21 protein-coding genes are annotated in these 24,583 nt (G+C 44.8%); 8 read left to right on the forward strand and 13 right to left on the reverse strand.

The window, feature by feature from the left end:
• Nucleotides 1-32: 32 nt before the first annotated feature.
• From ACO1NU_RS17290 to ACO1NU_RS17305, 4 genes are all read left to right on the forward strand, one after another.
• The gene (locus tag ACO1NU_RS17290; RefSeq protein ID WP_448819754.1) at nucleotides 33-1,010 is read left to right on the forward strand and encodes a FecR family protein; all 978 of its coding nucleotides are present in this window, start codon (nucleotides 33-35) and stop codon (nucleotides 1,008-1,010) included.
• 223 nt (nucleotides 1,011-1,233) lie between these two features.
• The gene (locus ACO1NU_RS17295) at nucleotides 1,234-4,632 is read left to right on the forward strand and encodes a TonB-dependent receptor (protein ID WP_448819755.1); all 3,399 of its coding nucleotides are present in this window, start codon (nucleotides 1,234-1,236) and stop codon (nucleotides 4,630-4,632) included.
• 23 nt (nucleotides 4,633-4,655) lie between these two features.
• Nucleotides 4,656-6,674 carry a RagB/SusD family nutrient uptake outer membrane protein gene (locus tag ACO1NU_RS17300; protein WP_448819756.1) on the forward strand — a complete coding sequence of 673 codons (2,019 nt, stop codon included), beginning with the start codon at nucleotides 4,656-4,658 and terminating at the stop codon, nucleotides 6,672-6,674.
• Between the two features lie 222 nt (nucleotides 6,675-6,896).
• Complete coding sequence (locus ACO1NU_RS17305) at nucleotides 6,897-7,634, forward strand: ThuA domain-containing protein (RefSeq protein WP_448819757.1); 738 nt, start codon at nucleotides 6,897-6,899, stop codon at nucleotides 7,632-7,634.
• 89 nt (nucleotides 7,635-7,723) lie between these two features.
• On the opposite strand, the gene lpdA is transcribed toward ACO1NU_RS17305, so the two are convergent.
• The 5 genes from lpdA to ACO1NU_RS17330 all read right to left on the reverse strand — a co-directional run bounded on the left by lpdA (nucleotide 7,724) and on the right by ACO1NU_RS17330 (nucleotide 16,528).
• Nucleotides 7,724-9,127 carry a dihydrolipoyl dehydrogenase gene (gene lpdA / locus ACO1NU_RS17310; protein WP_448819758.1) on the reverse strand — a complete coding sequence of 468 codons (1,404 nt, stop codon included), beginning with the start codon at nucleotides 9,125-9,127 and terminating at the stop codon, nucleotides 7,724-7,726.
• Nucleotides 9,128-9,177: 50 nt separating this feature from the next.
• Nucleotides 9,178-10,338: a hypothetical protein gene (locus ACO1NU_RS17315; protein WP_448819759.1), complete on the reverse strand. Its 1,161-nt coding sequence runs from the start codon at nucleotides 10,336-10,338 to the stop codon at nucleotides 9,178-9,180.
• 474 nt (nucleotides 10,339-10,812) lie between these two features.
• Nucleotides 10,813-12,363: a 2-oxoglutarate dehydrogenase complex dihydrolipoyllysine-residue succinyltransferase gene (gene odhB / locus ACO1NU_RS17320; protein WP_448819760.1), complete on the reverse strand. Its 1,551-nt coding sequence runs from the start codon at nucleotides 12,361-12,363 to the stop codon at nucleotides 10,813-10,815.
• Between the two features lie 22 nt (nucleotides 12,364-12,385).
• The gene (locus ACO1NU_RS17325; RefSeq protein ID WP_448819761.1) at nucleotides 12,386-15,178 is read right to left on the reverse strand and encodes a 2-oxoglutarate dehydrogenase E1 component; all 2,793 of its coding nucleotides are present in this window, start codon (nucleotides 15,176-15,178) and stop codon (nucleotides 12,386-12,388) included.
• A gap of 96 nt (nucleotides 15,179-15,274) precedes the next feature.
• Nucleotides 15,275-16,528 (reverse strand): deoxyribodipyrimidine photo-lyase, encoded by a 1,254-nt coding sequence (locus tag ACO1NU_RS17330; RefSeq protein ID WP_448819762.1) that lies wholly within the window; start codon nucleotides 16,526-16,528, stop codon nucleotides 15,275-15,277.
• A 325-nt stretch (nucleotides 16,529-16,853) separates the two neighbouring features.
• Between ACO1NU_RS17330 and ACO1NU_RS17335 the strand changes: the two genes are divergently transcribed.
• On the forward strand, nucleotides 16,854-17,282 hold the full coding sequence (locus ACO1NU_RS17335) for a CBS domain-containing protein (protein WP_448819763.1): 429 nt from the start codon (nucleotides 16,854-16,856) through the stop codon (nucleotides 17,280-17,282).
• Here the strand turns inward: ACO1NU_RS17335 and ACO1NU_RS17340 are convergent.
• Nucleotides 17,279-17,611, reverse strand: a complete 333-nt coding sequence (locus ACO1NU_RS17340; RefSeq protein ID WP_448819764.1) for a (2Fe-2S) ferredoxin domain-containing protein — start codon at nucleotides 17,609-17,611, stop codon at nucleotides 17,279-17,281. The two genes, ACO1NU_RS17335 and ACO1NU_RS17340, sit on opposite strands and share 4 nt — an antisense overlap.
• 36 nt (nucleotides 17,612-17,647) lie before the next feature.
• Between ACO1NU_RS17340 and ACO1NU_RS17345 the strand changes: the two genes are divergently transcribed.
• The 3 genes from ACO1NU_RS17345 to ACO1NU_RS17355 all read left to right on the forward strand — a co-directional run bounded on the left by ACO1NU_RS17345 (nucleotide 17,648) and on the right by ACO1NU_RS17355 (nucleotide 20,851).
• Nucleotides 17,648-18,559 (forward strand): TIGR01777 family oxidoreductase, encoded by a 912-nt coding sequence (locus ACO1NU_RS17345; protein ID WP_448819765.1) that lies wholly within the window; start codon nucleotides 17,648-17,650, stop codon nucleotides 18,557-18,559.
• The gene (locus ACO1NU_RS17350; protein WP_448819766.1) at nucleotides 18,552-19,865 is read left to right on the forward strand and encodes a cryptochrome/photolyase family protein; all 1,314 of its coding nucleotides are present in this window, start codon (nucleotides 18,552-18,554) and stop codon (nucleotides 19,863-19,865) included. The genes ACO1NU_RS17345 and ACO1NU_RS17350 overlap by 8 nt, the downstream gene beginning before the upstream one ends.
• Nucleotides 19,866-19,948: 83 nt before the next feature.
• The gene (locus tag ACO1NU_RS17355) at nucleotides 19,949-20,851 is read left to right on the forward strand and encodes a nucleotidyltransferase family protein (protein WP_448819767.1); all 903 of its coding nucleotides are present in this window, start codon (nucleotides 19,949-19,951) and stop codon (nucleotides 20,849-20,851) included.
• 168 nt (nucleotides 20,852-21,019) lie between these two features.
• Here the strand turns inward: ACO1NU_RS17355 and rplQ are convergent, their stop codons facing one another.
• The 7 genes from rplQ to infA all read right to left on the reverse strand — a co-directional run bounded on the left by rplQ (nucleotide 21,020) and on the right by infA (nucleotide 24,568).
• Nucleotides 21,020-21,544 carry a 50S ribosomal protein L17 gene (rplQ, locus tag ACO1NU_RS17360; RefSeq protein WP_448819768.1) on the reverse strand — a complete coding sequence of 175 codons (525 nt, stop codon included), beginning with the start codon at nucleotides 21,542-21,544 and terminating at the stop codon, nucleotides 21,020-21,022.
• An 84-nt stretch (nucleotides 21,545-21,628) separates the two neighbouring features.
• Nucleotides 21,629-22,621 carry a DNA-directed RNA polymerase subunit alpha gene (locus ACO1NU_RS17365; protein ID WP_448819769.1) on the reverse strand — a complete coding sequence of 331 codons (993 nt, stop codon included), beginning with the start codon at nucleotides 22,619-22,621 and terminating at the stop codon, nucleotides 21,629-21,631.
• Nucleotides 22,622-22,691: 70 nt separating this feature from the next.
• Nucleotides 22,692-23,300, reverse strand: a complete 609-nt coding sequence (gene rpsD / locus ACO1NU_RS17370) for a 30S ribosomal protein S4 (protein ID WP_106294675.1) — start codon at nucleotides 23,298-23,300, stop codon at nucleotides 22,692-22,694.
• A 63-nt stretch (nucleotides 23,301-23,363) separates the two neighbouring features.
• Nucleotides 23,364-23,753: a 30S ribosomal protein S11 gene (rpsK, locus tag ACO1NU_RS17375; protein ID WP_448819770.1), complete on the reverse strand. Its 390-nt coding sequence runs from the start codon at nucleotides 23,751-23,753 to the stop codon at nucleotides 23,364-23,366.
• Between the two features lie 8 nt (nucleotides 23,754-23,761).
• Entirely contained in the window at nucleotides 23,762-24,139 is a 378-nt protein-coding gene (gene rpsM, locus ACO1NU_RS17380) for a 30S ribosomal protein S13 (RefSeq protein WP_448819771.1), read from the reverse strand.
• Nucleotides 24,140-24,231: 92 nt separating this feature from the next.
• Nucleotides 24,232-24,348, reverse strand: a complete 117-nt coding sequence (gene rpmJ / locus ACO1NU_RS17385) for a 50S ribosomal protein L36 (protein WP_008506259.1) — start codon at nucleotides 24,346-24,348, stop codon at nucleotides 24,232-24,234.
• A 1-nt stretch (nucleotide 24,349) separates the two neighbouring features.
• A complete protein-coding gene (infA, locus tag ACO1NU_RS17390; RefSeq protein ID WP_016196832.1) occupies nucleotides 24,350-24,568 on the reverse strand; it encodes a translation initiation factor IF-1 in 219 nt (72 codons plus the stop codon).
• Between the last annotated feature and the right edge of the window lie 15 nt (nucleotides 24,569-24,583).

The raw sequence follows: 24,583 nt of genomic DNA on the forward strand, positions 1-24,583 counted from the left end.
CTTATATACCAGTTATAAACTCTAAAGACCTGATGAAGATTTCACCCCTGCTTATTAAAAAGTACTTGAATCGGGAATGCAGCCCCGAAGAAGAGCAGGTTGTGCAGGAATGGTACGACTCTTTCGAAAAAGCGGACGAGCCAGCTGAGTTAATAAACGACGAGGAGCGAAATTCGATCAGGAAGAGAATTCTGGAAAATGTAAAAGATGAAATAAGTCGCCATGAAACCGGCGTACCAAAACCGGGTAATACCCGCCGGCTGTATTATGCGCTAGGGCTGGTTGCAGCATCGCTAATTATTGCACTGTCGGCTCTCAATCATCTGTTTATCAAAGAAGCTGATAAGAACAATATCGAAACTGTTTTTATTACCAATAACACCCGATTGCTGAAGAATGTTATCCTGCCTGACGGCAGCAGTCTATGGCTGAAGCCGGAAACAACCATACGTTATCAGCTCCCATTCGTTCAGAATTATCGGCGCATTGTGATGAAGGGTGAAACCTTCTTTGATGTAAAGCGAGATACCCTCCACCCTTTTATCATCCATACCGAGAAATTCGATACCCGTGTTTTAGGAACCAGCTTTAGCATCAGGGCTGACGGCAAAGCAGCTCCCCGGCTATCGGTAGTATCGGGCAAGGTATTCGTGTATACTCGTCAGGCTAAAGGCAAGCAGGTGGATGGCCTATATGTATTACCGAAACAAAAGGTGGTGTATAAGGAAAGTAAGCAGCTGCTCGAAAAAAGCAGTGGAACGGAGGCTGAACTTAGGATTTGGGAGCGGAAGTCGTTTGTATTTGATAACACCCCAGTATCAGAGGTTCTGGATGTACTCAAAACCAATTTCAATGTAAAGCTAATGGTCAGCAGTCAGGCAGTAAAAGCCCTGACATTAAAGGCTGATTTCACGGGATTGAGCCTGCCTGTGATACTCGATCTGATGAACAGATCTTTGAATATAAACCTCGGTTTCGAAGATGAGACGATAGTCCTCGCCAAAGAATAATAAACCTGAAATATAAACTAACTAAACATGACGTAAGATTTCCAAGCAAACTAACAATGTAAAAAAGGCTAAGAAGCGCGCACACACTTCTCAGCCGAAAAAACCAACCATAAAGACATGTACACCATGGTGTATAAGGTTTTTAATGTCTCATTTATAGCTAAATAAAACAATTAAAAGTATGAATTTTTATTTACACCCTTCCAAAGACTTTTGGTACATTATGAAGATTACACTAAGTCAGCTGTTGGCGGTAATGATCTTTTGCTGTGTTACTTATGCAGCTCCTGGCAAGGCTCAGGGGGTATTGAATACCGCAGTTAAGATCAACTATCCATCGGCAAAATTGAAAACGATATTATCGGGGATCGAGAGGTCTGCCGGTGTTAAGTTCGTGTATAGCGAGAACGTGATAGACGCTAACCAGGAGGCTTCTTATTCCGCCGAATCGGAGAAGCTGTCGGAGGTTTTGAGTGATCTTCTGAAAAGCAGGGGCATCACCTATCAGGTTGTTAACAATCAGATCGTGCTGAACAGAGCTACCGACAACGAAACTGCTGAAGCGTTAGCCAGACAGGAGGCAGCAGTGAAAAGCTCTGCCGCTGCTGCTGATATAACGCTTAGCGGCAAAGTAACGGACAACAAAGGAGAATCTCTCCCCGGTGTCAGCATTAAGATCAAGGGCACAAATATCGGTGCTGCCACGGGCGCCAATGGAACTTTCTCTTTAAGAGTTCCTACAGACCATGTAAACGGAACGTTGGTGGTCTCTTACATGGGTTTTACCACGAAAGAAGTGTCAATTGCAGGGAAAACGTCAGTGAACATTGTTCTCCTGGAAGATGTAAAGGCACTTGATGAGGTTGTGGTTGTGGGATATAACATTGTGAAGAAATCTGACGTTACAGGCTCTGTTGTAAGTGTTGGCGCGGAGGAGATCCGTTCAAGACCAGTACAGAACGCCCTGCAGGCTGTTCAGGGAAAAGCTGCCGGTGTGGATATCACATCAAACGAGCGACCAGGTGAAATGGGAAAAATCCTGATTCGTGGAGCCCGCTCGCTGAAGGCCTCCAACGACCCCTTGTATGTGGTCGATAACATTCCTCTCGCTGCAGGAGGTATTGAAGCGATCAATCCTAATGATATTGAAAAAATTGACATCTTAAAGGATGCATCCGCAACTGCTATATATGGCTCACGAGGTGCTAATGGTGTAGTATTAGTAACAACTAAAAGGGGAAAAGCGGGAAGTCTTTCTTTGAATTATGTTGGAACGGCCACTATTGAAAAGATGTATGACCGGACGGAAATGATGAACTCTGAGCAATATATCAAGTTCAGAAGAGACGCAAACCAGATCTACACCCCTACACGTGCTTCAGATTCTGCACTATTTGCTCAGGATAAATATGCGTGGCGCAATGTTCTAAAGGGTTGGGAAGGCGGAGTCTGGGATGGAAGCAAAGTTCCGACAACGAACTGGACCGATATGATGCTTGAAACCGGAATTACGCAGGATCATATTATCAGCGCGAGTGGAGGAACAGATAAGATGACTGCCTATGGTTCTTTCGGGTATCTATCACAGGGTGGAACTCAGCTAGGCCAGGACTATGAGCGCTATACCGGAAAGTTTAGTGCCGATCTGAAACCGGTAAAGTGGTTCTCCTTTGGAGGTAATATTACAACCACATACGGTATCCAGAACTACGGATTCGCCACAAGCAATGCAACCGGCCCTGGAAACCTATACTTCGCAGCTCAGGGCATGCTTCCTTATACTGTGCCTTTTGATGATAACGGAAACCGAATTAACTTACCAGGAAGCGATATCAATATTATCAATCCGGTAGGTGAAGATGAGTACAACATTAATGAAAGAAAGGTACTGCGTACTTTAGGTAGCTTGTACGCTGAAGTGAATATTATTGAAGGTCTTAAATACAGGGTGAACTTCGGCCCGGATTTTTACAATCTTCGTAATGGCCGCTGGGCAGACGCCAAGTCTATCAACAGAGGTGGTGGAGAGCCGAGTTCAGTAAATGAAGCGCAGCTGATTCAGAGAAATCGCTTTGCCTGGACGCTCGATAACTTATTATACTATAATAAAACCATTGCTGAGAAGCATGACTTCGGTATTACTTTGCTGCAGACAGCATCTTCCAACACCGAGGAAGGCTCTTCAATGATTGCGAGAGGATTGCCATGGACTAGTCAGAAGTGGAATAGCTTGAACTCGGTAAGTAACTTGTACTCCTTTGGATCTGATCTGGTAGAGAGTACCCTCACTTCTTACATGGGACGTGTGAATTATAGCTTCTCTGACAAATACCTGTTCACTGCATCTGCCAGATGGGATGGATCATCAAGACTTGCCGGCGGAAATAACTGGGATTTCTTTCCTGCTGCTTCCATAGCCTGGAGACTTGACAAAGAAGCTTTTCTAAGCAATACCCCATGGATCAGTCAACTTAAAGCCAGATTGGGAGTAGGTAGCACCGGAAATGCGGCTGTACCACCATATACAAGTAAGGGTGCACTGTCCACTCTCTATTACACCTGGGGTAATACGGTTGTTCCTGGTTACGTATCATCAGATCCTTCGTTGGCAGCTGACGACGTTATTTCTATGCCAAATCCTAATTTGGGATGGGAACACACCACTCAATGGAACATAGGATTAGACTTCGACTTTTTCAACGGAAGAATCAGCGGATCACTGGATGCGTACAAATCACGGACAGACGATTTGCTAATGTTAAGGAGCATAAACCCTATTAATGGCTATACAACAAGTTTGTCCAATATTGGTGTGACTGCTAATAAAGGGATTGATCTGTCACTTACTACAGTAAATATCAAGAAGTCAAACTTCGACTGGACTTCTACATTAAACTTTTCAATCAACAGAGACAGGATTGTTGAAGTTGCAAACGGAAGACAGGATGATATCACCAACAAATGGTTCATTGACGAACGTCTGGGCGTATTTTATGACTTTGTGAAGGAAGGAATTTGGCAAGACACTCCTGAGGACAAAATTGAAATGGACAAATTTAACGCAAACATCGCAAGCGCGAACAGCCATTTCAAACCGGGCAGTATCCGGGTAGCTGACCTAAATGGAGATTATAAGATTGATGCAAATAATGATAGAAAGATTGTAGGTCACCGCAACCCTGACTGGACTGCTGGTCTTACAAACTCTTTTACCTATAAAAACTGGGATCTGTCGTTCTTCATGTATGCCCGCTGGGGATTCCAGATAGAAACCGGTGCGGAGTCTCTGCAGGGACGTTTTGCTCAACGTGTTGTAGACTATTGGACACCTACGAATCCAACTAATAATTATCCTGCACCAAGATGGGCAAGTGCAGCCGGTGATACATACAAGAGTTCTATGAACTACCAGGATGGATCATTTATCAAAGTTCGCAATGTTTCTTTAGGCTACAATCTTCCAAAAAGCGCAAGCAGCAGACTGCATGTATCGAATGTTAAACTATATGCGCAAATCTTGAATCCTGGACTGCTCTACTCTAAAATCGACTGGATTGACCCGGATCTGGGTGGCTCTACATTCAACAGAGGATTTGTGTTCGGATTAAACGTTGGATTTTAGCTTTAACGATTAAAATAAATACCATGAACAGAATATCAAAATTACTATATACTACAGCACTATTATCAGCTACGCTGACTGTACCTACATCTTGCAAGAAGAGCTTTCTGGAAGAAAATCTTGTAACCGCCAGGAATGTGGATGACTTTAAAACGCAGAAAGGTTTAGATGACCTGGTGATAGGAATGTATCAGAGCCTTCGCTTCCATTTTAACTATGAGTGGGCCTATACGACGACCAGCTATGGGGCTGATGAGTTTTCAGTCGGAGGAGATCGGGGCATGCAGATGTGGAACTCCTACGATGCCAGCCTAAACTCTCTTACACCGCACGTTACCGACGTATGGAATAATATGTACGGTAACATCAATTCGGCTAACATCGTAATTGAGAATATTCCGGTTTATTACGGAGAGGGAGCTAACAAAAACACCAGATTAGGTGAGGGATACTTTATGCGCGCCTTCGACTACTTTAAACTGGTTAAACAATACGGAGGTGTACCCATTAAGTTGATTCCGTCAACCAGTATCGAAGAGGAGTTTACACGTAACTCTGCTCAGGAGGTCTTCGAACAGGTCATAAAAGATTTCACGGAGGCTTACACCCTGTTGCCTGATGCTCCAGCAGAGCCTGGCCGCATCACCAAGTGGGCAGCCGCTCACTTCCTCGCAAAAGCGTATTTAACGCGTGCAAGCGAACTATATAACGACTGGAACAGTGCCACCAGACAGAACGATCTCCAGGAAGCTATAAAGTATGCTGACCTCGTTATCAACAGTGGCCGTCATACACTAGCACCAAACTTCAGACAGATCTGGGAATACACAGATGTTGATGGTCCTAATGAAAAATTGTCCGAGATCATTTTGTCAGCACAGTTTTCGTCGAATACGGCAACTCAGGGCAGATACGGCAACCAGGTCCATCTATATTACCCATCGGTTTACCAAAACCTTGCAGGTATGCAACGGGATTTAGCTGGTGACCGTGAGTTTCAGAGACTAAGATCAACCGACTATGCACTCGACGTCTTTGATCGCGTAAATGATTCACGCTTCTGGAAAAGCTTCAGAACCCGTTATTTGAGTAACAGGCCGGCGAATGCGCCTGTATGGACTGCTCAATTGGCGCCTAGTCCAGAATTAGTGGGTAAACCGAAATTTACCGGCGGCCAGGAATCCATTCTGTACATTGTAAATAATGCCGGAGATACCCGATACACAAGTTCTGACCCGAATAAAGCAGACGTCAGTCTTCCAACAAACGTTGGAAGGCGTGCTCCACATATGTTTGTAAGGTACTTTGCAGGTGAGGCTCAATCGTTTGTTAACGCACACGGAAACTTCGGTAAGATTGACCCGACAAAGTTTGTTGCTCTATCGAAATTCATGGATGGTTCACGGGCAGACGTCGCAAGTCAGTTTGGAAGACGTGACGGAATTCTGGCACGTGTTGCAGAAACGTATCTGATAGCTGCAGAGGCTTACGGACGTTTGGGACAGTATGCACAAGCACTTCCTTACCTCAACAAAGTGCGCGAAAGGGCTGCTTTCAAAGCAGGAGAAGATCGCGCCTCTTATGCTGATGGTGGACTCGCATATAAAACCAATCCTGCAACAAACCCTTCAGCGTTTGTATCCTATTCTGACAAGAATACCTATTATGAATCAAATAATATAGCGGCGCCTATTACAGAAAGCACGGTCAATAACCTAACTCTCAAGAGTGCCGATGAGATATTTAATTCCAATAGTGAGATGTACGACAAAGTCGGAGCAGTATCTAACGGTGATAAGTTTATACACTTCATACTGAACGAAAGGTCGCGCGAACTGATGGGAGAGCTGATGAGATGGGAAGATTTAGCCAGAACAAAAACGCTGGTTAGCCGTGCTGTTGCGTTCAATGATGAAGCTAAACCTATTGAGAACAAACATTACCTTCGCCCGGTGCCACAAAGCTTCTTAGATTTGCTAAAGAAAGGTGGCAAGCTGCTCACTAACGAAGAAAAGGCAGCTATGCAAAACCCTAACTGGTAAGCGCAGAACAACATTCTATTAATCTTTAAAATTCAAACAGAAGGGCCTCATGGGATTTCATGAGGCCCTTCTGTTTCCTGGCACTACGCCAATAGAACCGAAATCCAATTTACCTTAATGGCGCAGTCAATTAGTTGCTGAGAAGATGTCGTGATCGTCGCCATGTTAAACTTCATCCTTAGTAAGCATTAGTTTTGCTATATTAGATTATACAACCATCATATGCCTAACAGACGATATTTCTTTATTTCAACGCTTCTGCTGAGCGCTTCAGTGCTTTTTATTTCCGCCTCAAACTTTACCAAGCGTGAGACACGTATACTCGTGTTTTTCAAGACTGCAGGGTTTTACCATAAATCTATCCCCATAGGGATTCGCGCTATACAGGAATTAGGCCGCAAGAATCAGTTTGAGGTAGACACAACTGCAAACTCCTCTGTTTTTTCTTCATCGACTCTTCATCAGTATGACGCTGTTGTTTTCTTGAATACAACCGGAGACATTATGGATGACGCAGAGCAAACTGGATTTGAGAAATACATCCGCTCAGGTAAAGGGTTTGTGGGCATCCATGCCGCTACAGATACAGAATATACATGGCCATGGTATAACAAATTAGTTGGGGCTTACTTCTCAAACCATCCTCATATTCAACCAGCAACCATACAGGTCATTAATAAAAAACATATATCTACAAAGTTCCTCCCAGCTTCATGGAAGCGGACCGACGAATGGTACAATTTCAAGAGTATCAGTCCCGACATAAAGGTTCTCGCAAATCTGGACGAATCCAGCTATTCGGGCGGCAAGAATGGCTCTCATCACCCTATCGCCTGGTATCACGAATTTGATGGAGGAAGAGCTTTTTACACGGGAGGAGGGCATACCGACGAAAGCTATACCGAGCCCCTGTTCCTAAAACACATCCTTGGAGGAATCCGGTACGCCACCGCTAAATAACTAATTAAACAAAGAAGACTACCTAATCAGGTAGCCTTCTTTGCTAATTCTCTACTAGACTAGCACCTTGTTCATTGCGGTGCTCTTCTTTAAATATGTATCGCTCTATTCTCTGTAGCTGCTAATGCCGCTTCTTTGAACGCTTCTGTGTAGGTAGGATGTGCGTGACTGATTCTACCAATGTCTTCTGCTGATGCTCTGAATTCCATTGCAACAACAGCCTCTGCAATCATATCTGCAGCACGGGGACCGATAATATGCACCCCGAGAATCTCGTCTGTAGACGCGTCTGCTAACACCTTTACTAAACCATCAGTATCCATACTTGCACGGGCACGACCGCTAGCCTTAAACGGGAAAGAGCCCAGCTTATACTTTGTGCCTTTTTGCTTCAGTTCTCCCTCAGTAGCACCTACACTCGCAACCTCTGGCCAGGTATACACAACTCCCGGAATCAGGTTATAGTTAATATGGGGCTTCTGTCCTGCTATCGTTTCTGCAACGAAGACACCTTCTTCTTCTGCCTTATGAGCAAGCATGGCACCTTTAACCACGTCTCCGATCGCATATACGCCTTTCACAGATGTTTCAAGATGTTCATCTACGGTAATCTTCTTACCACGATCTTCAACCTGAATCCCTATCTTCTCGAGGCCAAGTCCTTCTGTGTAGGCCGTTCTGCCGACAGCTACTATACAGTAATCGCCTTCCAGAGTAACAGTTTCTCCTTTCGGACTTTGAGCAGAGACGGTAACCTGATCACCCTCTACAGTTGCTCCGGTAACTTTGTGACTTAAGAGGAACTCAAAGCCGATTTTCTTCAGTGACTTTTGAAGTTCCTTGCCCATTGTAGTGTCCATAGTGGCAATTATGGAATCCAGGAATTCCACAACGGTTACCTTAGCACCCAGACGGGCATATACAGATCCCAGTTCCAGACCTATGACTCCTCCCCCGATTACAATCAGGTGTTTGGGAATCTCAGTGAGATTCAGAGCCTCTGTCGACGTGATGATCCGCTTCTTATCAATGGGCAGGAACGGAAGTGCTGTAGGTTTTGATCCCGTTGCAATAATCACGTTTTTTGAAGTGATCGTCTCCTGAGAGCCATCATTCTTCTGAACTACGATTGTATTCTTATCTTGAAATGAACCTACACCTGTATAAGAAGTGATTTTGTTTTTCTTCAGCAAATAAGTAATGCCGGATGTATTCTCCTGAACCACCTGGTTTTTTCGCGCAATCATCTGATTGATATCTACCTGAAGGTCCGTCAGATTAATTCCATGTGTTTGGAATGTATGAGCAGCGTTGTAAAAATGTTCAGAAGAGTCAAGCAGTGCTTTTGAAGGAATACAACCCACGTTGAGGCATGTCCCCCCAAATGTTTCGTATTTTTCGATGATAGCGGTTTTGAGTCCAAGTTGGGCACAACGAATGGCGGCTACATAACCACCAGGTCCGCTACCTATTACTGTAACATCGTATTGCATATTGAGTTTGTTTACTACAAAGTTAAGGTTCCTCCTCTAAAAAAGAGGTATTAAATGAGGGGATGTCGTTTAAATTCTGTCGTTCGGTCGAACAGGTACCTATAGGTATGATGCGTCTTATATATCTTTGCTCCAATCTGTTCCGCAATATGCATCATGCGGGGGTTAAAATCACCGATCCAGTTCATCTGCACCTCCTTATATGCGCCGCTCTTCAGCAAAGCGTTCGAAGCAGACACGATCATCGCAACCTCCACCCCTCTTTTTTGATGCTGAGGGATAACGCCGAAAACAAGCCCATACATCGTCTTACACCTTCGCGTAAGCTTGTTATACAGCAAACGCAACTTAACTGGCAGAGTCAGTTTACCTTTGGCATACTTTACAAAGAGCTGGTTCAACTCAGGGATGCTCAGAAAGAACCCTATTGGTTCTCCCTTATGATAGGCAAACCAGGCGATCTCTTCATCAATAACGGGTTTCATTGATCTGATCGTCTTATCAGCCTCCTCCTTCGTCATCTCACCTATCCCCTCGTGATTTACCCATGCGGTATTATAGACCGTACGAAAATCCTCTATAAACTTGTCGAGGTGCGATTTATCTACGGTCCTGAATTCATAGTCCGGATTTCTGAAGATCCGCTCCGCAACCGCATAGTAGGCCTTATTGAGCCGTTCCATGACATTCCGGAGGTAGGTATGCTGCTTGAAGAATACTTTGAAACCATATTCTTCAAAAAACGACTGGTAAACAGGCAAATTGTAATTGCAGCAGTAGGAAGGCGGGTGAAAGCCTTCTACAAGGAGTCCCCACCATCTTTCCCTGCTTCCGAGGTTTACGGGTCCGTCCATGGCCTCCATGTTCTTGGAAGCCAACCAATCTCTTGCAGCATCAAATAGCAGGAAAGCTGCTTCACGGTTGTCTATACATTCAAAGAAACCGATGTTGCCCGTGGGCTGATCAAAGGTGAACGCGGTATAGCGGTTAATAAAAGCTGCAATACGGCCGATTGTCTTCCCTCCCGAATCCCGGAGGATCCACCTGATGCAGTTATCTTCCTCATAGAACTTGTTTGTTTCCTCATGAAACACTGATTCAACATCACTGTCTAGAGGGCGGATATAATTGGGATCGTTTTGGTAAATGTACAATGGTAACTGTAAAAACTCATTTACATGAGCGGAATCTTTTACTACTATTAACTCCATTTATAGAGGGTTCTTTAATTCACAAACAAAACTATGATTGTTCCGGTAACTACCTTAAAATATCTGTTACCTATAGATTTTCTTTGTTCTACTGTAACATATTTCGTAACTTTCGTCTAAATATAGCTACACACTTATTTATTTCCACAAAGTTTCGGGCGGTGCGGCCCGGAGCTTTCTTTTTTTCTGCCTAAACTCAAAATTGCATCACATTTCTCCTCTCTTATTTACCCCGAAAGCCGCTTTGCGATCTATTTTATCGTTTGATAAATGTCTGGTGAAAAATCTTAGCCCCATCCGTCATATTCACCACCACTTACGGTTAACATTGGCGATAAAGCTGTGCAGATGCAGCTGCTCCCTCCCTGCGCAATCAACCATATATGCATTCGCCTCCAGCAAGCAATTACTAAGAAACGAAAAAGAGGCTGAATCGTTTAGAAACAGCCTCTCTTTTTTAATTTTGCTTTATGATTATACGCCCAGAAGAAGCCTTGCAGGATCTTCCAGCAATTGCTTCACTCTAACCAGGAAGCTCACAGACTCGCGACCGTCAATAATCCGGTGATCGTAAGATAACGCAAGATACATCATCGGTCTGATAACCACCTGCCCTTTGATGGCAACCGGTCTCTCAACGATATTGTGCATACCGAGAATGGCAGATTGAGGAGCGTTGATAATCGGAGTTGACATCATTGAACCAAATACACCACCATTAGTGATCGTGAAGGTACCTCCGGTCATTTCTTCAAGGGTAAGCTTATTTTCTCTTGCCTTTAACGCCAGACCTAAAACAGCTTTCTCGATTTCAGCAAGGCTCATCGCGTCAGCATTCCTTATTACCGGAACAACAAGTCCCTTCGGAGCCGATACAGCAATAGATACATCGGCGAAATCGCTATAAACAATCTCTTCCTTCTCTATTCTGGCGTTCACCGCAGGGAATTCCTTTAACGCTTCGCAAACTGCCTTGGTGAAGAACGACATAAAGCCAAGCCCTACACCATGTTTCTCTTTGAACTTCTCCTTATACTGAGCACGTAAATCCATGATCGGCTTCATGTCAACCTCATTGAATGTGGTCAGCATAGCCGTCTCACTCTTTACAGCAATCAGACGCTTTGCCACAGTCTTACGCAGAGGAGTCATCTTCACTCTCCGCTCGTTGCGTGATCCCGATACTACAGCAGCAGGGGCTGAAGCCGGTTCAGGCTTCTTAGCCGCCGGTTGAGCAGCAGCCTGCGCAGATGGCTTCTGTGCATTCATCGCATCTTCTTTCGTGATGCGACCTGCCACGCCTGATCCTTTTACTGATGCAGGATCAACACCTTTCTCTGCAAGAATCTTTCCTGCTGATGGAGATGGTGTTCCGGCTGCATAGCCAGGCGCTTTATCCGCAGCTGCCTGAGTAGAAGCTTGATTATTTGTTGCAGGTGCAGCAGCAGGCTTGCTTCCACCGGAAGCGATCTTGCATACTACATCTCCTATTGCAAGGGTAGCACCCTCTTCTGCAATATGGCTTAAAACTCCCGCAGTTTCTGCTGTAAGTTCGAAGGTAGCTTTGTCAGACTCCAGTTCAGCAATCTGCTGATCCATTTCTACAGTCTCGCCATCCGCTACGATCCACCGTGAAAGGGTAACCTCGGTAATAGACTCACCAACCGGTGGAACTTTAATTTCTACTTCCGAACCCGCCTGAGCAGGTGCCTTTGCGGTGCTTTCATTTTCTGAAGATTCAGCAGGGGCTTCAGCGGGACTTGCACCCTCTGCTTTAGCTCCAGATGCAGCTCCTTCTTCAATAGAACACACAACAGCACCAATTTCGAGAGTATCTCCTTCAGCAGCAATCACCTTAAGTGTTCCTGCAGCTGATGCTGTTAATTCAAAAGTTGCTTTATCAGATTCAAGTTCAGCGATAACTTCATCCATTTCAACGTGATCACCATCACTCTTCTTCCATTGCGACAAGGTTACTTCTGAAATCGACTCTCCTACCGGCGGAACTTTGATATCTAAACTCATAATGTTATTTTTATTTATACGACTAATCTACGTTAACCACTTTTTTGGTGGTTTTAATTACTGATTTCTTTACCTGTTTTCCGGCGGTGTCTTCAAATGCCTTACCGATAACATATAGCTGCTGCGAAACGTGCTGTTTAGCATATCCTGTAGCCGTGCTGCTGCTTTCCTTACGTGAAATCACCTTCAGGTCGATATCAATATTCCTGAATTTGCGGCAAAGGAACGGCCATGCACCCATATTTTCCGGTTCTTCCTGAACCCAATAGAATTCTGTTGCTTCGGTGTACTTGTTCTGTATAGCTTCCAGCTTCTTAATAGGCAAAGGATAAATCTGCTCCAAACGAACAATTGCTACATCCATCCGCGAGTCTACTTTCTGTTTTTCAAGCAAGTCATAATATACCTTGCCCGTACAGAATACGACGCGCTTAACGTCTTTAGCTTTTACCAGCGTATCGTCAATTACTTCCTGGAACTGACCATCTGTAAAATCTTCAATCGGACTCACACACAATGGATTTCTCAACAAGCTCTTCGGAGTGAAAACAACTAAAGGCTTGCGGAAATCACGCTTCAGCTGACGGCGCAGCATGTGGAAGTAATTAGCAGGAGTAGTACAGTTTGCAACCTGAATGTTGTATTCCGCACATGATTCCAGGAACCGCTCCATTCTTGCTGATGAATGCTCAGGACCCTGACCTTCATAGCCGTGTGGAAGCAACAGGACCACGCCGTTAGAACGTTGCCACTTCGTTTCCGCACTGACCAGGTATTGATCAAGAATAATCTGCGCTCCATTAACAAAATCACCAAACTGTGCCTCCCAAAGCGTTAACGACTGTGGGTTAGCCAGCGCGTAACCATACTCAAACCCTAACACCCCATATTCAGACAGGTGTGAGTTGTATATATCAAACTTAACAGGCTTGTCACCATTTTTCAATTGAAGTAATGGAACAAATTCCTCCTCCGAATCTTCAACTTTAACCACAGCGTGACGGTGAGAGAATGTACCTCTTTCCACGTCCTGCCCACTCAGCCTTACTCGGAAACCCTCACTCAACAGTGTTCCGTATGCAAGAAGCTCGCCCATAGCCCAGTCGAGAGAATTGTTCTCAACCATCTTCCTTCTGTCTTCGAAAAGCTTCTCAATCTTTCGGAAGATCTTCTTATCCTTAGGGAGCGTAGTAATCGTATCAGCAATCGATAGCAGCTCTTCTCTCGAAACAGCGGTCTGCGCAGGGATGTCGAAATCTTCAGGAGTTGAAGACCTCAATCCTGACCATGCACCCGAATACATCGGATTTGGCTCATATACATTGCTCTGCTTCGACTCATTAAGGCGTTCCTGCAAAAGATTCCGGAAATCCTTTTCCATCTCCTTGGCAAGGTTGGCATCAACTGTTCCATTGTCCATGAGTTTCTTGTTATAAATCTCTCTCGGATTAGGATGCTGCTCAATAGCCTTGTAAAGAAGCGGCTGTGTGAACTTAGGCTCATCCGACTCATTGTGACCGTATCTACGGTAGCACAAAATATCGATGAACACATCATTCTTGTATTTCTGGCGGTATTCAACTGCGATATTGATAGCATAGATAAGCGCCTCCACATCGTCCCCATTCACATGGAACACCGGTGAAAGCGTCAGCTTCGCGATATCAGTACAGTAAGTTGATGAACGGGCATCCTTGAAGTTGGTCGTAAACCCTACCTGATTGTTGATCACCAGGTGAATAGTTCCCCCAGTTTTGTAACCATCAAGCTTAGCCATTTGCAGAACCTCGTACACGATACCCTGTCCTGCTACCGAAGCATCACCATGGATCAATATAGGAGCAAGCTTTGTATTGTCGCCGCCGTATTTGAAGTCGATCTTCGAACGGCTGATTCCTTCAACGATCGGATCTACCGTTTCCAGGTGAGACGGATTCGGACATAAGCTCAAATGAACTTTTCTGCCCGACTTGGTTTCCACGTCTGTAGAAAAGCCGAGGTGATACTTTACGTCTCCTCCGTATGACTTTGTTTCATCATACCCCTTACCCTCAAACTCAGCGAAAATATCTTTATAGGTCTTGTTCATGATGTTGGCAAGCACGTTCAGACGGCCACGATGTGCCATACCGATAACAAACTCTTCAACACCCAGATCAGCACCTCTCTCAATCACAAAATCCAGCGCCGGGATGAGACTCTCAGCGCCCTCTAGTGAGAAACGCTTTTGACCCAGGAACTTTGTACCCAGGAAATTCTCAAACACAACTGCTTCGTTAAGCTTTTTAAGAATTCTTTTTTTGGTATCCAGAGGAAGGTTAGGCGTGTTCCGCTCTGACTCCATCCTCTTTTTAAACCAGGCCATCTTCTCCGGATTCCTGATATAAACAAACTCAGCACCGATAGACTGGCAATAGGTTTGTTCCAGCAGGGCGTGGATATCACGCAGCTTCGCCGGGCCCAGGCCAACTTCTACACCAGCATTAAATACGGTGTCCAGATCGCTTTCGCTCAAGCCAAACGTCTCAAGCTCCTTGCCTGGAAAGTATTTCCTACGTTCACGAACCGGGTTGGTATTGGTAAACAAGTGTCCCCTTTGTCTGTAGCCATAGATCATGTTCATCACATTGATCTCCTTCAACAAATTCTGTGGTGTTTCAGAGGCACTAACTGGCTCCGATTCTCTTCCAAAATCGAAACCTTCAAAAAATTTCTGCCAGCCAAAATCTACTGATTCCGGATCTTCCTTATATGACTGGTACAGAGAATCTATATAAGATGCGTGTGCATTACTTAGGTATGACAGATTGTCCATGAATATCAAATCTTAAGATAGGTCAAAAATAAAAGTTTAACCTCATAAATGAGAAAGTATTTACTTGTAATATTGTTTTTAACATTAAAAAACGAACTACCCTGCATGTAGAATTTCTAATCTACGCTTAATCTGCGGATCGAGCGCTATATCTTCAAACTTTTGATTTTCATGCTTTCCACACGAAAACAGACCACGCTCCAACGCCCGGTTTCCCCATATCAGAGCAGGCGAAAAGTTAAGGGCTTTTTCCTCAAAATAGGCGTACCCTGCAGACCAGCGGACTTTCATTTTCCTGATCAGGCACGATGACAAAAACATGTTGCAGCGCTCACTGATATAGCCTGTCTCATTCAGCTCCCTGATGCAGGCATCTACCAAGAGATCTCCCGTATTGCCACTCTTCCATTTATTGTAGCGGTTTCGTTCAGCAGGCGTCAGGCTTTCCGGAGACTCTTCATCCTCTGTACCATGCTTCTTCAACATGAAGCGATTATAGTCCCTCCAGCGAAGTTTGTTTACTATCCGCGTATTCAGCTCCGACTTGATCGGGAGCCGCTCCCTAGCCGTCCAGTAAACCTTTCTCGGCGACAAACAGCCCAACGATAACCAGGGACTCAGTATCAACTCCACACCAGCCCTTCCGCTTCTGTCTGTCTTCATCGTACTGGCATGAGCAGACAAAATCTCTCCCAGTGCTTCCAGGCCCTCTGCTTCACCTCCCTGGATAGGTGTTTCTTCCAGACTTCCGCTCTTCATCACACCAAGACTTTCCTCAGCGGGTAGATCTCCCCAATGAATATCCGCAGGAACGTTAATCTTCTCTGGTGAAGGGAATGGCTGACGTACCGTGCTTTCTCGCTCAATCTTTCTTTTGAAAAGCAGAAAGTCGTCCGGAATGTTTTTAATAGGGAAAGGAAGGTCTTCCTTGTGGAATAAGGTATGACCTATAAAGTGTTTTAAGTTGATCTTTATCTTCCAAAGCTGGCTTTCAACAAGCTCTGAAATGGATGTCTCTTGTCCGCCAACCTCGCGGTGATGATACACCTCCGATACATGGTATTGCTTGCAGAGTGCAGGCAGCACTTCCTCCGGATGCCCTGCCGTGATGAGCAAATCACCGCCCAGTGCCTGAAGTCCCTTTCTAAGGCTAGCCACACTTTGAAGTAAAAACCGTGTTCTCAGGTATCCGCTCCGCTGTGTGTCGTAGATAGTCTTTCCGAAATACCGGGGATCGAAACAATATACAGGAAGGATATTATCCCCACGGACAATAGCCTCCGTAAGCATTTCATTATCGTGAATTCTCAGATCATTGCGAAACCAGATAAGTATGGTTTTTTCACTCATATCCGTAGCGTGTCATACAGAAGGCAATTTACTTAAAAAAACACCATTCACTCAGTACTCCACGCGCTTCTCACATGATCTTTACATCGAAATAACAAAAACAAGAAAATCAAACGTCTGAATGGTATGGCGACTTAGCACAGTGCATCACCAAAGCACGAAGAGATGAAGAAAAGGACCGCTCCCTACGGCACTCTGAACCCGGCGAGCATCACCAAAGGTCTGAAAAGCTGTACCGGTCGCAGGAAAGCCTCTGGCTAAAGAAAAAGGAAAAGTCTTCCTTTTCTTGAAAATTAAAGCTAAATTTAAGTCAAACAGCCAATTTATGAAGACAGTAAACGCCATCCTCAAACAAAAAACATCTCAGGTCTATTCGGTTCCTTCCACTATCTCCGTATTTGATGCGCTGACAGAAATGATGGAAAAGAACATCAGTGCACTTCTTATAATAGACGATGGACGACTTACTGGAATTTTCACGGAGCGGGACTATGCACGGAAGATTGCACTTCAGGGGCGCTCATCTAAGGACACCCTCCTTTCAGAAGTCATGACCGGCAACCCCATGACCATTACGCTGAATGATGAGCTCGATTATTGCATGCAGCTCATGACCGACAAACACATCCGGCACCTTCCCGTTCTCGAGAACGACCAGGTCGTTGCCATGATCTCCATCGGCGATTTAGTGAAGGCGATTATCGAAACTCAAAAAGACACTATTAAACAGCTCGAAGGATATATCAACAGCTAAGGCTTCAGCTCTTTTAGCTTGTCATAGTCCATCAACAGTCGGCTCACAACCCGATTGTTCTCCAGGTGCTCTGTTACGATCTCATCGACGTCACTCAGCTGCACATGGGCGTAAAATACCCCTTCCGGGTAAACAACCAGGGAAGGTCCCATTTCACATGCCTCCAGGCAGCCTGTCCGCTGTGCGCGAATCTCAGTCTGCAGCCCCCGGTCCTTGATTGCTTTCTTGAAAGCTGCAACCAGAGCCAGCCCATGACTCTCACCACAGCATACCCTCGAACCCTCCGGACGCTGGTTCGTACATATAAAAACGTGTTTTGAATACAGCATAAAACAAATGTACCATTCTAAAGTTAAGATTAAAATATGTCGTCAACAGTACTCATCACAGGTGCGAAGGGACTGATCGGTGTGCCCCTTGTAAACTTACTTCTTTCACAGGGTAAGACCATTCATACGTTAAGCCGCACTCCAACGAATAAAAATCCCTCTATAAAAGAATTTGGTTGGGATACGGAGAACGGCTACCTGGATGAGCGGAGTCTCGAAGGTGTTGAGGCTATCATTCACCTCGCCGGTGAAAATATCGGAGAGAAACCGTGGACCAATAAACGCAAGCAGCAGATCATCTCAAGCCGTACAAAATCGCTGCAATTACTGTCCGGCGCAATACGATCTACTGCCGGGGCAAATGTAAAGACCCTAATATCATCATCAGCAGTCGGCTTTTATGGCGATCGGGCGGATGAAATTCTAACGGAAGACACTCCCGCCGGAACAGGCTTCCTTGCTGAGACATGCGTGGAGTGGGAACAGGCCGCAGATCGTGCCGCAACGGCAGATCTCAGGCTGGTCAAACTCCGCACCGGGGTAGTACTCGCTACCGCGGGAGGAGCACTCCCCAAAATTGCGGGACCCATCAAAGCGGGCTTTGGCACAGTACTCGGAACAGGCAAACAGTGGATGCCCTGGATCCACATAGACGATGTGGTTCACGCGTATGCACATGCATTGGAACATGACCTGGTGAAAGGTGCCTATAACTTAAGCAGCCCCCATCCAGTCACCAATCAAGCATTCACGCAGGAGGTTGCCAAAGTACTGAGGAAGAATATCTGGCTTCCACACGTTCCTGAGCTAGCGCTCAGGATTGCATTGGGCGAAATGAAGGCCATTGTGCTCAGCAGTAACCGAACCGACTCTGCGAAGCTTCAGCAAACAGGATTCAATTTTCGCTTTTCGCATCTGCCAGACGCGTTACTCGATCTTTATGGATAGGCAGGAAATCAACGTATTCTGGTTTAGACGGGATCTTAGGCTCGACGACAACACTGGCCTGAATATGGCCCTCCAGTCCGGCTTGCCCGTTCTTCCCGTCTTTATTTTCGATCCCCTCATCCTCAACAAACTTGAAGACCGCGAGGATGCCCGGGTCTCCTATATCCACAAGTCTCTTAAAACCATCAACGAGCAGTTAAATAAACTGGGATCGTCTCTGCGCGTCCTGCATCAAACGCCTCTGGAAGCTTGGAAGCATATCCTCGACCATCACCAGATCCATACGGTATTCACAAACTCAGACTATGAGCCCTATGCCAGACAACGTGATCAGGCAGTGGCCGACCTGCTGAAGCAAAAGGGCGTGCAGTTTTCAGAACACAAAGACCACGTCATCTTCGAGAAAGATGAGATACTCAAAAGCAACGGCGAACCCTATACCGTGTTCACGCCCTACAAGAACAGGTGGTTGGAAAAGTTCCTTGGAAAAGCCCCTTTTACGATCCAGCCCGCAGCCAGGCGGACAGGCAATCTATTTCCCTGCATTTACCCCTTTCCTGAGCTGGAAGCTATTGGATTTATGCCGAGCTCCCTCCGCGTGCCCCGAGTCAATTATACCAGCATCAACAAGGGTTATGAGCGCAGTCGCGATATCCCTTCCATAGATGGCACAGCAAGAACGAGCGTACATCTCCGGTTCGGCACCATCAGCGTTAGGGAAGTGGCCATGCATGCCGTTCATAACCATGCTGACACCTGGCTGAACGAACTGATATGGCGCGACTTCTATTCCATGATCATCTGGCACTTCCCGAACACCGTCAATGAGTCGTTCAAGAAAGCCTATGACAATATCCGGTGGCGAAATAACGAAGAGGAGTTCAAAGCATGGTGCGCAGGCAAAACAGGCTATCCCATTGTTGACGCGGGCATGCGTCAACTAAACGCCACCGGCTGGATGCATAACCGGGTAAGGATGATCACGGCCAGCTTCCTCTGTAAGCACCTGCTTATCGACTGGCGCTGGGGAGAAGCCTACTTCGCACAAAAACTGTTGGATTATGATCTCGCTAGTAATGTCGGGGGCTGGCAATGGGCCGCTGGTAGCGGAAACGATGCGGCGCCATACTTCCGGATCTTCAATCCCGAGCTGCAGATGAAGAAGTTCGACCCACAACTACAGTATGTCAAGACCTGGGTGCCTGAGTTTAACGATCCATTTATGTACCCCAAGCCGATAGTGGATCACAAGATTGCGCGTGAACGTGTATTAACGGAATATAAACGGGCACTTGCCGGGCCTTAACATGCAAAAATGATATTAATCAAATTTCACACAACAAGCGGCTATAGCTTGATACTTGAACCCATAATAATTATTTTAGACGAATGAAACCCACATTACTTATACTAGCCGCTGGCATGGCCAGCCGCTACGGAAGCATGAAACAAGTTGACGGATTCGGACCCAATAACGAAACTATTATTGACTATTCCATCTACGATGCAGTTCGTGCTGGATTCGGTAAAGTATGTTTTATCATCCGTGAAGAATTCCTCGAGAGCTTCAAAGGTATTTTCGAGCCAAAGTTAAAAGGCGTAGTAGAGACAGATTACATCTTCCAGAGCTACGACCTCAGCAAATACGGAATCGACAAACAGATCGAAAGACAAAAGCCCTGGGGAACAGGACATGCGGTACTTGAAGCTGCAGGTAAAGTCAATGAACCATTCTGCGTAATCAACGCAGACGACTTCTACGGATACGACGCATTCAAAAAGATGGCTGATTTCCTTACAAATGAAGTAAGTGACGAAAAGTACTCCCTGATCGGCTATGAGGTAGACAAGACGCTTTCTGAGCACGGTGCCGTGTCAAGAGGTATCTGCCTGGTGAACGAAGAAGGTAACCTGCAGGAAATAAATGAGCGCACGAAGGTATACGCAAAAGACGGCGTTATCGTGTACGAAGACGAAGCCGGAAACACTACGCCCCTGCATGATGATGCCAGAGCATCTATGAACTTCTGGGGCTTTACCCCTGCCGTATTTGAGCAGACTAAGCCGCTTTTCAAAGCATTCGTGCAGGAAAACGAGTCAAACCCAAAAGCAGAGTTCTTTATCCCGTTGATGGCTGAAGCACTAACTAAGAACGGTACAGCTGTATTTAAGGTAATCCCGACATCATCTAAGTGGTTCGGCGTAACTTACAAAGAAGACAAGCCTATCGTTCAGGAAAGCCTTTCCAAACTGGTAGAAGACGGAACATACCCTTCCAAACTTTGGCAGTAACAGATTCACCAGAAATGACAATAGCAAACAGGCTGCTTCCCTTACCGGAAGCAGCCTGTTTGCTTTAGAGCCTTCACCTGTTCATACGGAAACAGCTAAACGCAAAAAGGCCGGTTAGATCTTATTCTAACCGGCCTTTTCATATCGGAGAATAAATCCCCTGGAATCTTATTTAGCTGGCTCTTCAGCTGCGTCAGCTGCTGGAGCTTCTGCTCCCGGAGCTTCTTCAGCTGCAACTGCAGTTTCAGCAGCAGGCTCAGCTTTCTTAGCTTTAGAACCACGTCTACGAGTAGACTTCTTCTCAGCTGCAGCAGGAGCTTCTGATTTGTAAGTTTCGTTGTAGTCAACTAACTCGATCAAAGCCATCTCAGCGTTATCACCAAGACGATTTTGTAACTTGATAATACGGGTGTAACCACCTGGGCGGTTTGCAACCTTAGCAGCTACATCGCGGAAAAGTTCAGTAACTACATCTTTATTCTGAAGGTAGCTAAATACAGTTCTACGTGAGTGAGTAGTATCGTTTTTAGATTTTGTAATTAACGGCTCAACGTAAGTACGAAGTGCTTTAGCCTTAGCTAAAGTAGTCACAATACGTTTGTGCTCGATAAGCGAAGAAGCCATGTTAGACATCATCGCTTTACGATGACTGTTAGTACGGCCTAAGTGATTGATTTTTTTTCCGTGTCTCATTGTTTGTTAAATTTCCGTGCCTATACCGTTCCATTTCTGCGGAGGATTTATAAGCACGTCGCTTATTTATAATAAAGAGAAGATTTATTCTTCGTCTAATTTGTATTTAGATAGATTCATACCAAAAGAAAGACCTTTTGATTTTACCAGATCCTGAATCTCAGTCAATGACTTCTTACCAAAGTTTCTGAACTTCAGCATGTCTGCCACGTCATAAGATACAAGGTCAGCCAGTGTGCGTATGTCAGCTGCTTTCAAACAGTTTAAAGCACGAACTGAAAGATCAAGGTCAACAAGCTCAGTCTTCAGGATCTTGCGCATATGAAGGATTTCTTCATCTACTTCCTTAGTTTCCTCTTTCGCCTGAGCCTCTAGCATGATGTTCTCATCAGAGAACAACAAGAAGTGGTGAATTAATATCTTAGCTGCCTCTTTAAGGGCATCTTCCGGGTGAACTGACCCGTCAGTTGTAATATCAAGAACTAACTTTTCATAATCCGTCTTTTGCTCAACACGGTAGTTCTCGATAGTGTATTTAACATTCTTGATTGGAGTGTAAATAGAATCAATAGCGATAACACCTACATTGGCATCCGGATTCTTGTTTTCTTCTGCAGCAACGTAACCGCGACCTTTATTAACTGTAAGCTCTACTTCAAGAGTTACAGACGATTCCATATTACATAATACAAGTTCAGGATTTAAAACAGTAAAATTAGTAGAGAACCTGGTAATATCACCTGCTTTAAACTGCTCCTGACCATTAATGATTACGTAGATCTTTTCGCTATCACCTGCATCACCTGATTTCTGAAAACGAACCTGCTTTAAGTTCAGGATGATCTCAGTAACATCTTCTACAACACCTTTGATAGTTGAAAACTCATGAGAAACACCTGAAACACGTACAGACGTAATTGCATATCCCTCTAGAGAAGACAATAGAATACGACGTAAAGCATTACCGATGGTAACACCGAAACCCGGCTCTAACGGACGAAATTCAAACGTGCCGTCGAAATCCGTTGATTTCTGCATGATAACTTTATCTGGTTTCTGGAATGCTAAAATTGCCATTTATATTCAGTTAAATGTTTTGAACTGTATGTATAAAGCAGTCCCGATAAGATCAGGACTGCTGTAATGATTACTTAGAGTATAACTCGACGATAAGGTTTTCCTTGATGTTCTCAGGAATCTCATCACGATTTGGGTAGTTAAGGAACTTTCCGGTGAAAGAATTTGCATCCCAATCTAACCAAGGGTATCTATTTAGTTTACGTCCGGCAACAGAGTTTGTAACTGCTTCAAGAGACTGTGAACGCTCACGGACAGCAACAACATCACCAGCACGCAGAGAGTATGAAGGGATATTCACAACTTCACCGTTAACAGTGATATGTTTGTGACCTACAAGCTGACGTGCAGCTGAACGTGTAGGAGCGATACCTAAACGGTAAACTGTATTATCTAAACGGGCTTCAAGCAATTTCAACAGTAACTCACCAGTGATTCCTTCTCTGGCAGATGCCTTGTGGAACAGGTTTTCGAACTGACGCTCTAATACTCCGTAAGTGTATTTTACTTTTTGTTTTTCCATCAGCTGGACAGCGTACTCAGACTGCTTTCCACGACGCTTTGAAGCACCATGCATTCCAGGAGGATAATTTTTTCTTTCTAATGCCTTATCAGGACCGAAGATCGGCTCTCTGAATCTACGCGCAATTTTGGATTTTGGACCAGTATATCTTGCCATTTTGTTCTGTTTAAAGTATCATGCAACCTGTAGTTGCAGAATCTTATCTTTAAAATCGATTAATTAAACTCTTCTTCTTTTTGGAGGACGACATCCGTTGTGTGGAAGAGGAGTGATATCTCTAATTGTAGTCACTTCAATACCTGAGTTCTGAAGAGTACGGATAGCTGACTCACGGCCAGATCCAGGACCTTTTACAAATACTTCTACTTTACGCAGACCTAAATCAAAAGCCACTTTTCCACAATCAGCAGCAGCTTGACCTGCAGCATACGGAGTGTTTTTCTTCGAACCCTTGAAACCCATCTTACCAGCTGAAGACCATGAAATAGCCTGACCCTGTAAGTTAGTTAAGGTAATGATAATGTTATTAAAAGTAGCGTTAATGTGTGCCTGACCGATTGGCTCGATTACAACAATACGCTTCTTCGTTACTTTTTTATTCTTAGCCATTATTGGTATTATTTAGTAGCCTTTTTCTTGTTAGCAACTGTTTTACGTTTTCCTTTACGGGTACGGGTGTTGTTCTTGGTTCTTTGTCCACGAACAGGAAGTCCCTTACGGTGACGCAAGCCTCTGTAACATCCGATGTCCATTAAACGTTTGATGTTTAACTGCACTTCAGAACGTAAAGCTCCTTCAACCTTAACTTCGTCGTTAATGATCGTACGGATCGCTGTTAATTGCTCATCGGTCCATTCTTCAACTTTAACCTCACGGCTGATACCTGCCTGATCTAAAATGCGCTGTGCAGTAGACCTTCCGATACCGAAGATGTAAGTAAGTCCGATCTCTCCTCTTTTGTTTCTTGGTAAATCAATACCTGCTATTCTTGCCATATTTCTTTGAATGTTTGATTGATTGAATGAAAAACAGAATCGATGCTAACAGTTAACTGATCATCTACCCGGCCGACACTCAACAAATTATTTTATCCCTGGCGTTGTTTATACTTAGGGTTCTTCTTGTTAATTACATAAAGTTTTCCCTTACGGCGAATTATTTTGCAGTCCGCACTGCGCTTCTTTATGGATGCTCTAACTTTCATCTTATTTATATCTGTAAGTAATTCTACCCTTTGACAAATCATATGGAGACATCTCAAGCTTCACCTTATCACCAGGTAAAATCTTGATGTAGTGCATCCGCATCTTTCCTGAAATATGGGCGATGATCTCATGACCATTTTCCAATTCCACGCGAAACATTGCGTTTGACAATGCTTCCTTTATGATCCCGTCTTGTTCAATAGAGGCCTGTTTAGCCATATTTTATTGATTTCT

The sequence above is a fragment of the Arcticibacter sp. genome (assembly GCF_053551015.1).

Excerpts from the sequence above, each read along its gene's own strand:
- ACO1NU_RS17345 (WP_448819765.1), top strand. The coding sequence starts at position 17,648 with ATGTCGTCAACAGTACTCATCACAGGTGCGAAGGGACTGATCGGTGTG.
- ACO1NU_RS17305 (WP_448819757.1), top strand. The coding sequence starts at position 6,897 with ATGCCTAACAGACGATATTTCTTTATTTCAACGCTTCTGCTGAGCGCT.
- ACO1NU_RS17365 (WP_448819769.1), bottom strand. The coding sequence starts at position 22,621 with ATGGCAATTTTAGCATTCCAGAAACCAGATAAAGTTATCATGCAGAAA.
- rpsD (WP_106294675.1), bottom strand. The coding sequence starts at position 23,300 with ATGGCAAGATATACTGGTCCAAAATCCAAAATTGCGCGTAGATTCAGA.
- lpdA (WP_448819758.1), bottom strand. The coding sequence starts at position 9,127 with ATGCAATACGATGTTACAGTAATAGGTAGCGGACCTGGTGGTTATGTA.
- rpsM (WP_448819771.1), bottom strand. The coding sequence starts at position 24,139 with ATGGCAAGAATAGCAGGTATTGATTTACCAAGAAACAAAAGAGGAGAG.
- rpmJ (WP_008506259.1), bottom strand. The coding sequence starts at position 24,348 with ATGAAAGTTAGAGCATCCATAAAGAAGCGCAGTGCGGACTGCAAAATA.
- odhB (WP_448819760.1), bottom strand. The coding sequence starts at position 12,363 with ATGAGTTTAGATATCAAAGTTCCGCCGGTAGGAGAGTCGATTTCAGAA.
- ACO1NU_RS17295 (WP_448819755.1), top strand. The coding sequence starts at position 1,234 with ATGAAGATTACACTAAGTCAGCTGTTGGCGGTAATGATCTTTTGCTGT.
- ACO1NU_RS17315 (WP_448819759.1), bottom strand. The coding sequence starts at position 10,338 with ATGGAGTTAATAGTAGTAAAAGATTCCGCTCATGTAAATGAGTTTTTA.
- rpsK (WP_448819770.1), bottom strand. The coding sequence starts at position 23,753 with ATGGCTAAGAATAAAAAAGTAACGAAGAAGCGTATTGTTGTAATCGAG.
- ACO1NU_RS17355 (WP_448819767.1), top strand. The coding sequence starts at position 19,949 with ATGAAACCCACATTACTTATACTAGCCGCTGGCATGGCCAGCCGCTAC.
- ACO1NU_RS17300 (WP_448819756.1), top strand. The coding sequence starts at position 4,656 with ATGAACAGAATATCAAAATTACTATATACTACAGCACTATTATCAGCT.
- ACO1NU_RS17290 (WP_448819754.1), top strand. The coding sequence starts at position 33 with ATGAAGATTTCACCCCTGCTTATTAAAAAGTACTTGAATCGGGAATGC.
- ACO1NU_RS17330 (WP_448819762.1), bottom strand. The coding sequence starts at position 16,528 with ATGAGTGAAAAAACCATACTTATCTGGTTTCGCAATGATCTGAGAATT.
- rplQ (WP_448819768.1), bottom strand. The coding sequence starts at position 21,544 with ATGAGACACGGAAAAAAAATCAATCACTTAGGCCGTACTAACAGTCAT.
- infA (WP_016196832.1), bottom strand. The coding sequence starts at position 24,568 with ATGGCTAAACAGGCCTCTATTGAACAAGACGGGATCATAAAGGAAGCA.
- ACO1NU_RS17325 (WP_448819761.1), bottom strand. The coding sequence starts at position 15,178 with ATGGACAATCTGTCATACCTAAGTAATGCACACGCATCTTATATAGAT.
- ACO1NU_RS17350 (WP_448819766.1), top strand. The coding sequence starts at position 18,552 with ATGGATAGGCAGGAAATCAACGTATTCTGGTTTAGACGGGATCTTAGG.
- ACO1NU_RS17335 (WP_448819763.1), top strand. The coding sequence starts at position 16,854 with ATGAAGACAGTAAACGCCATCCTCAAACAAAAAACATCTCAGGTCTAT.
- ACO1NU_RS17340 (WP_448819764.1), bottom strand. The coding sequence starts at position 17,611 with ATGCTGTATTCAAAACACGTTTTTATATGTACGAACCAGCGTCCGGAG.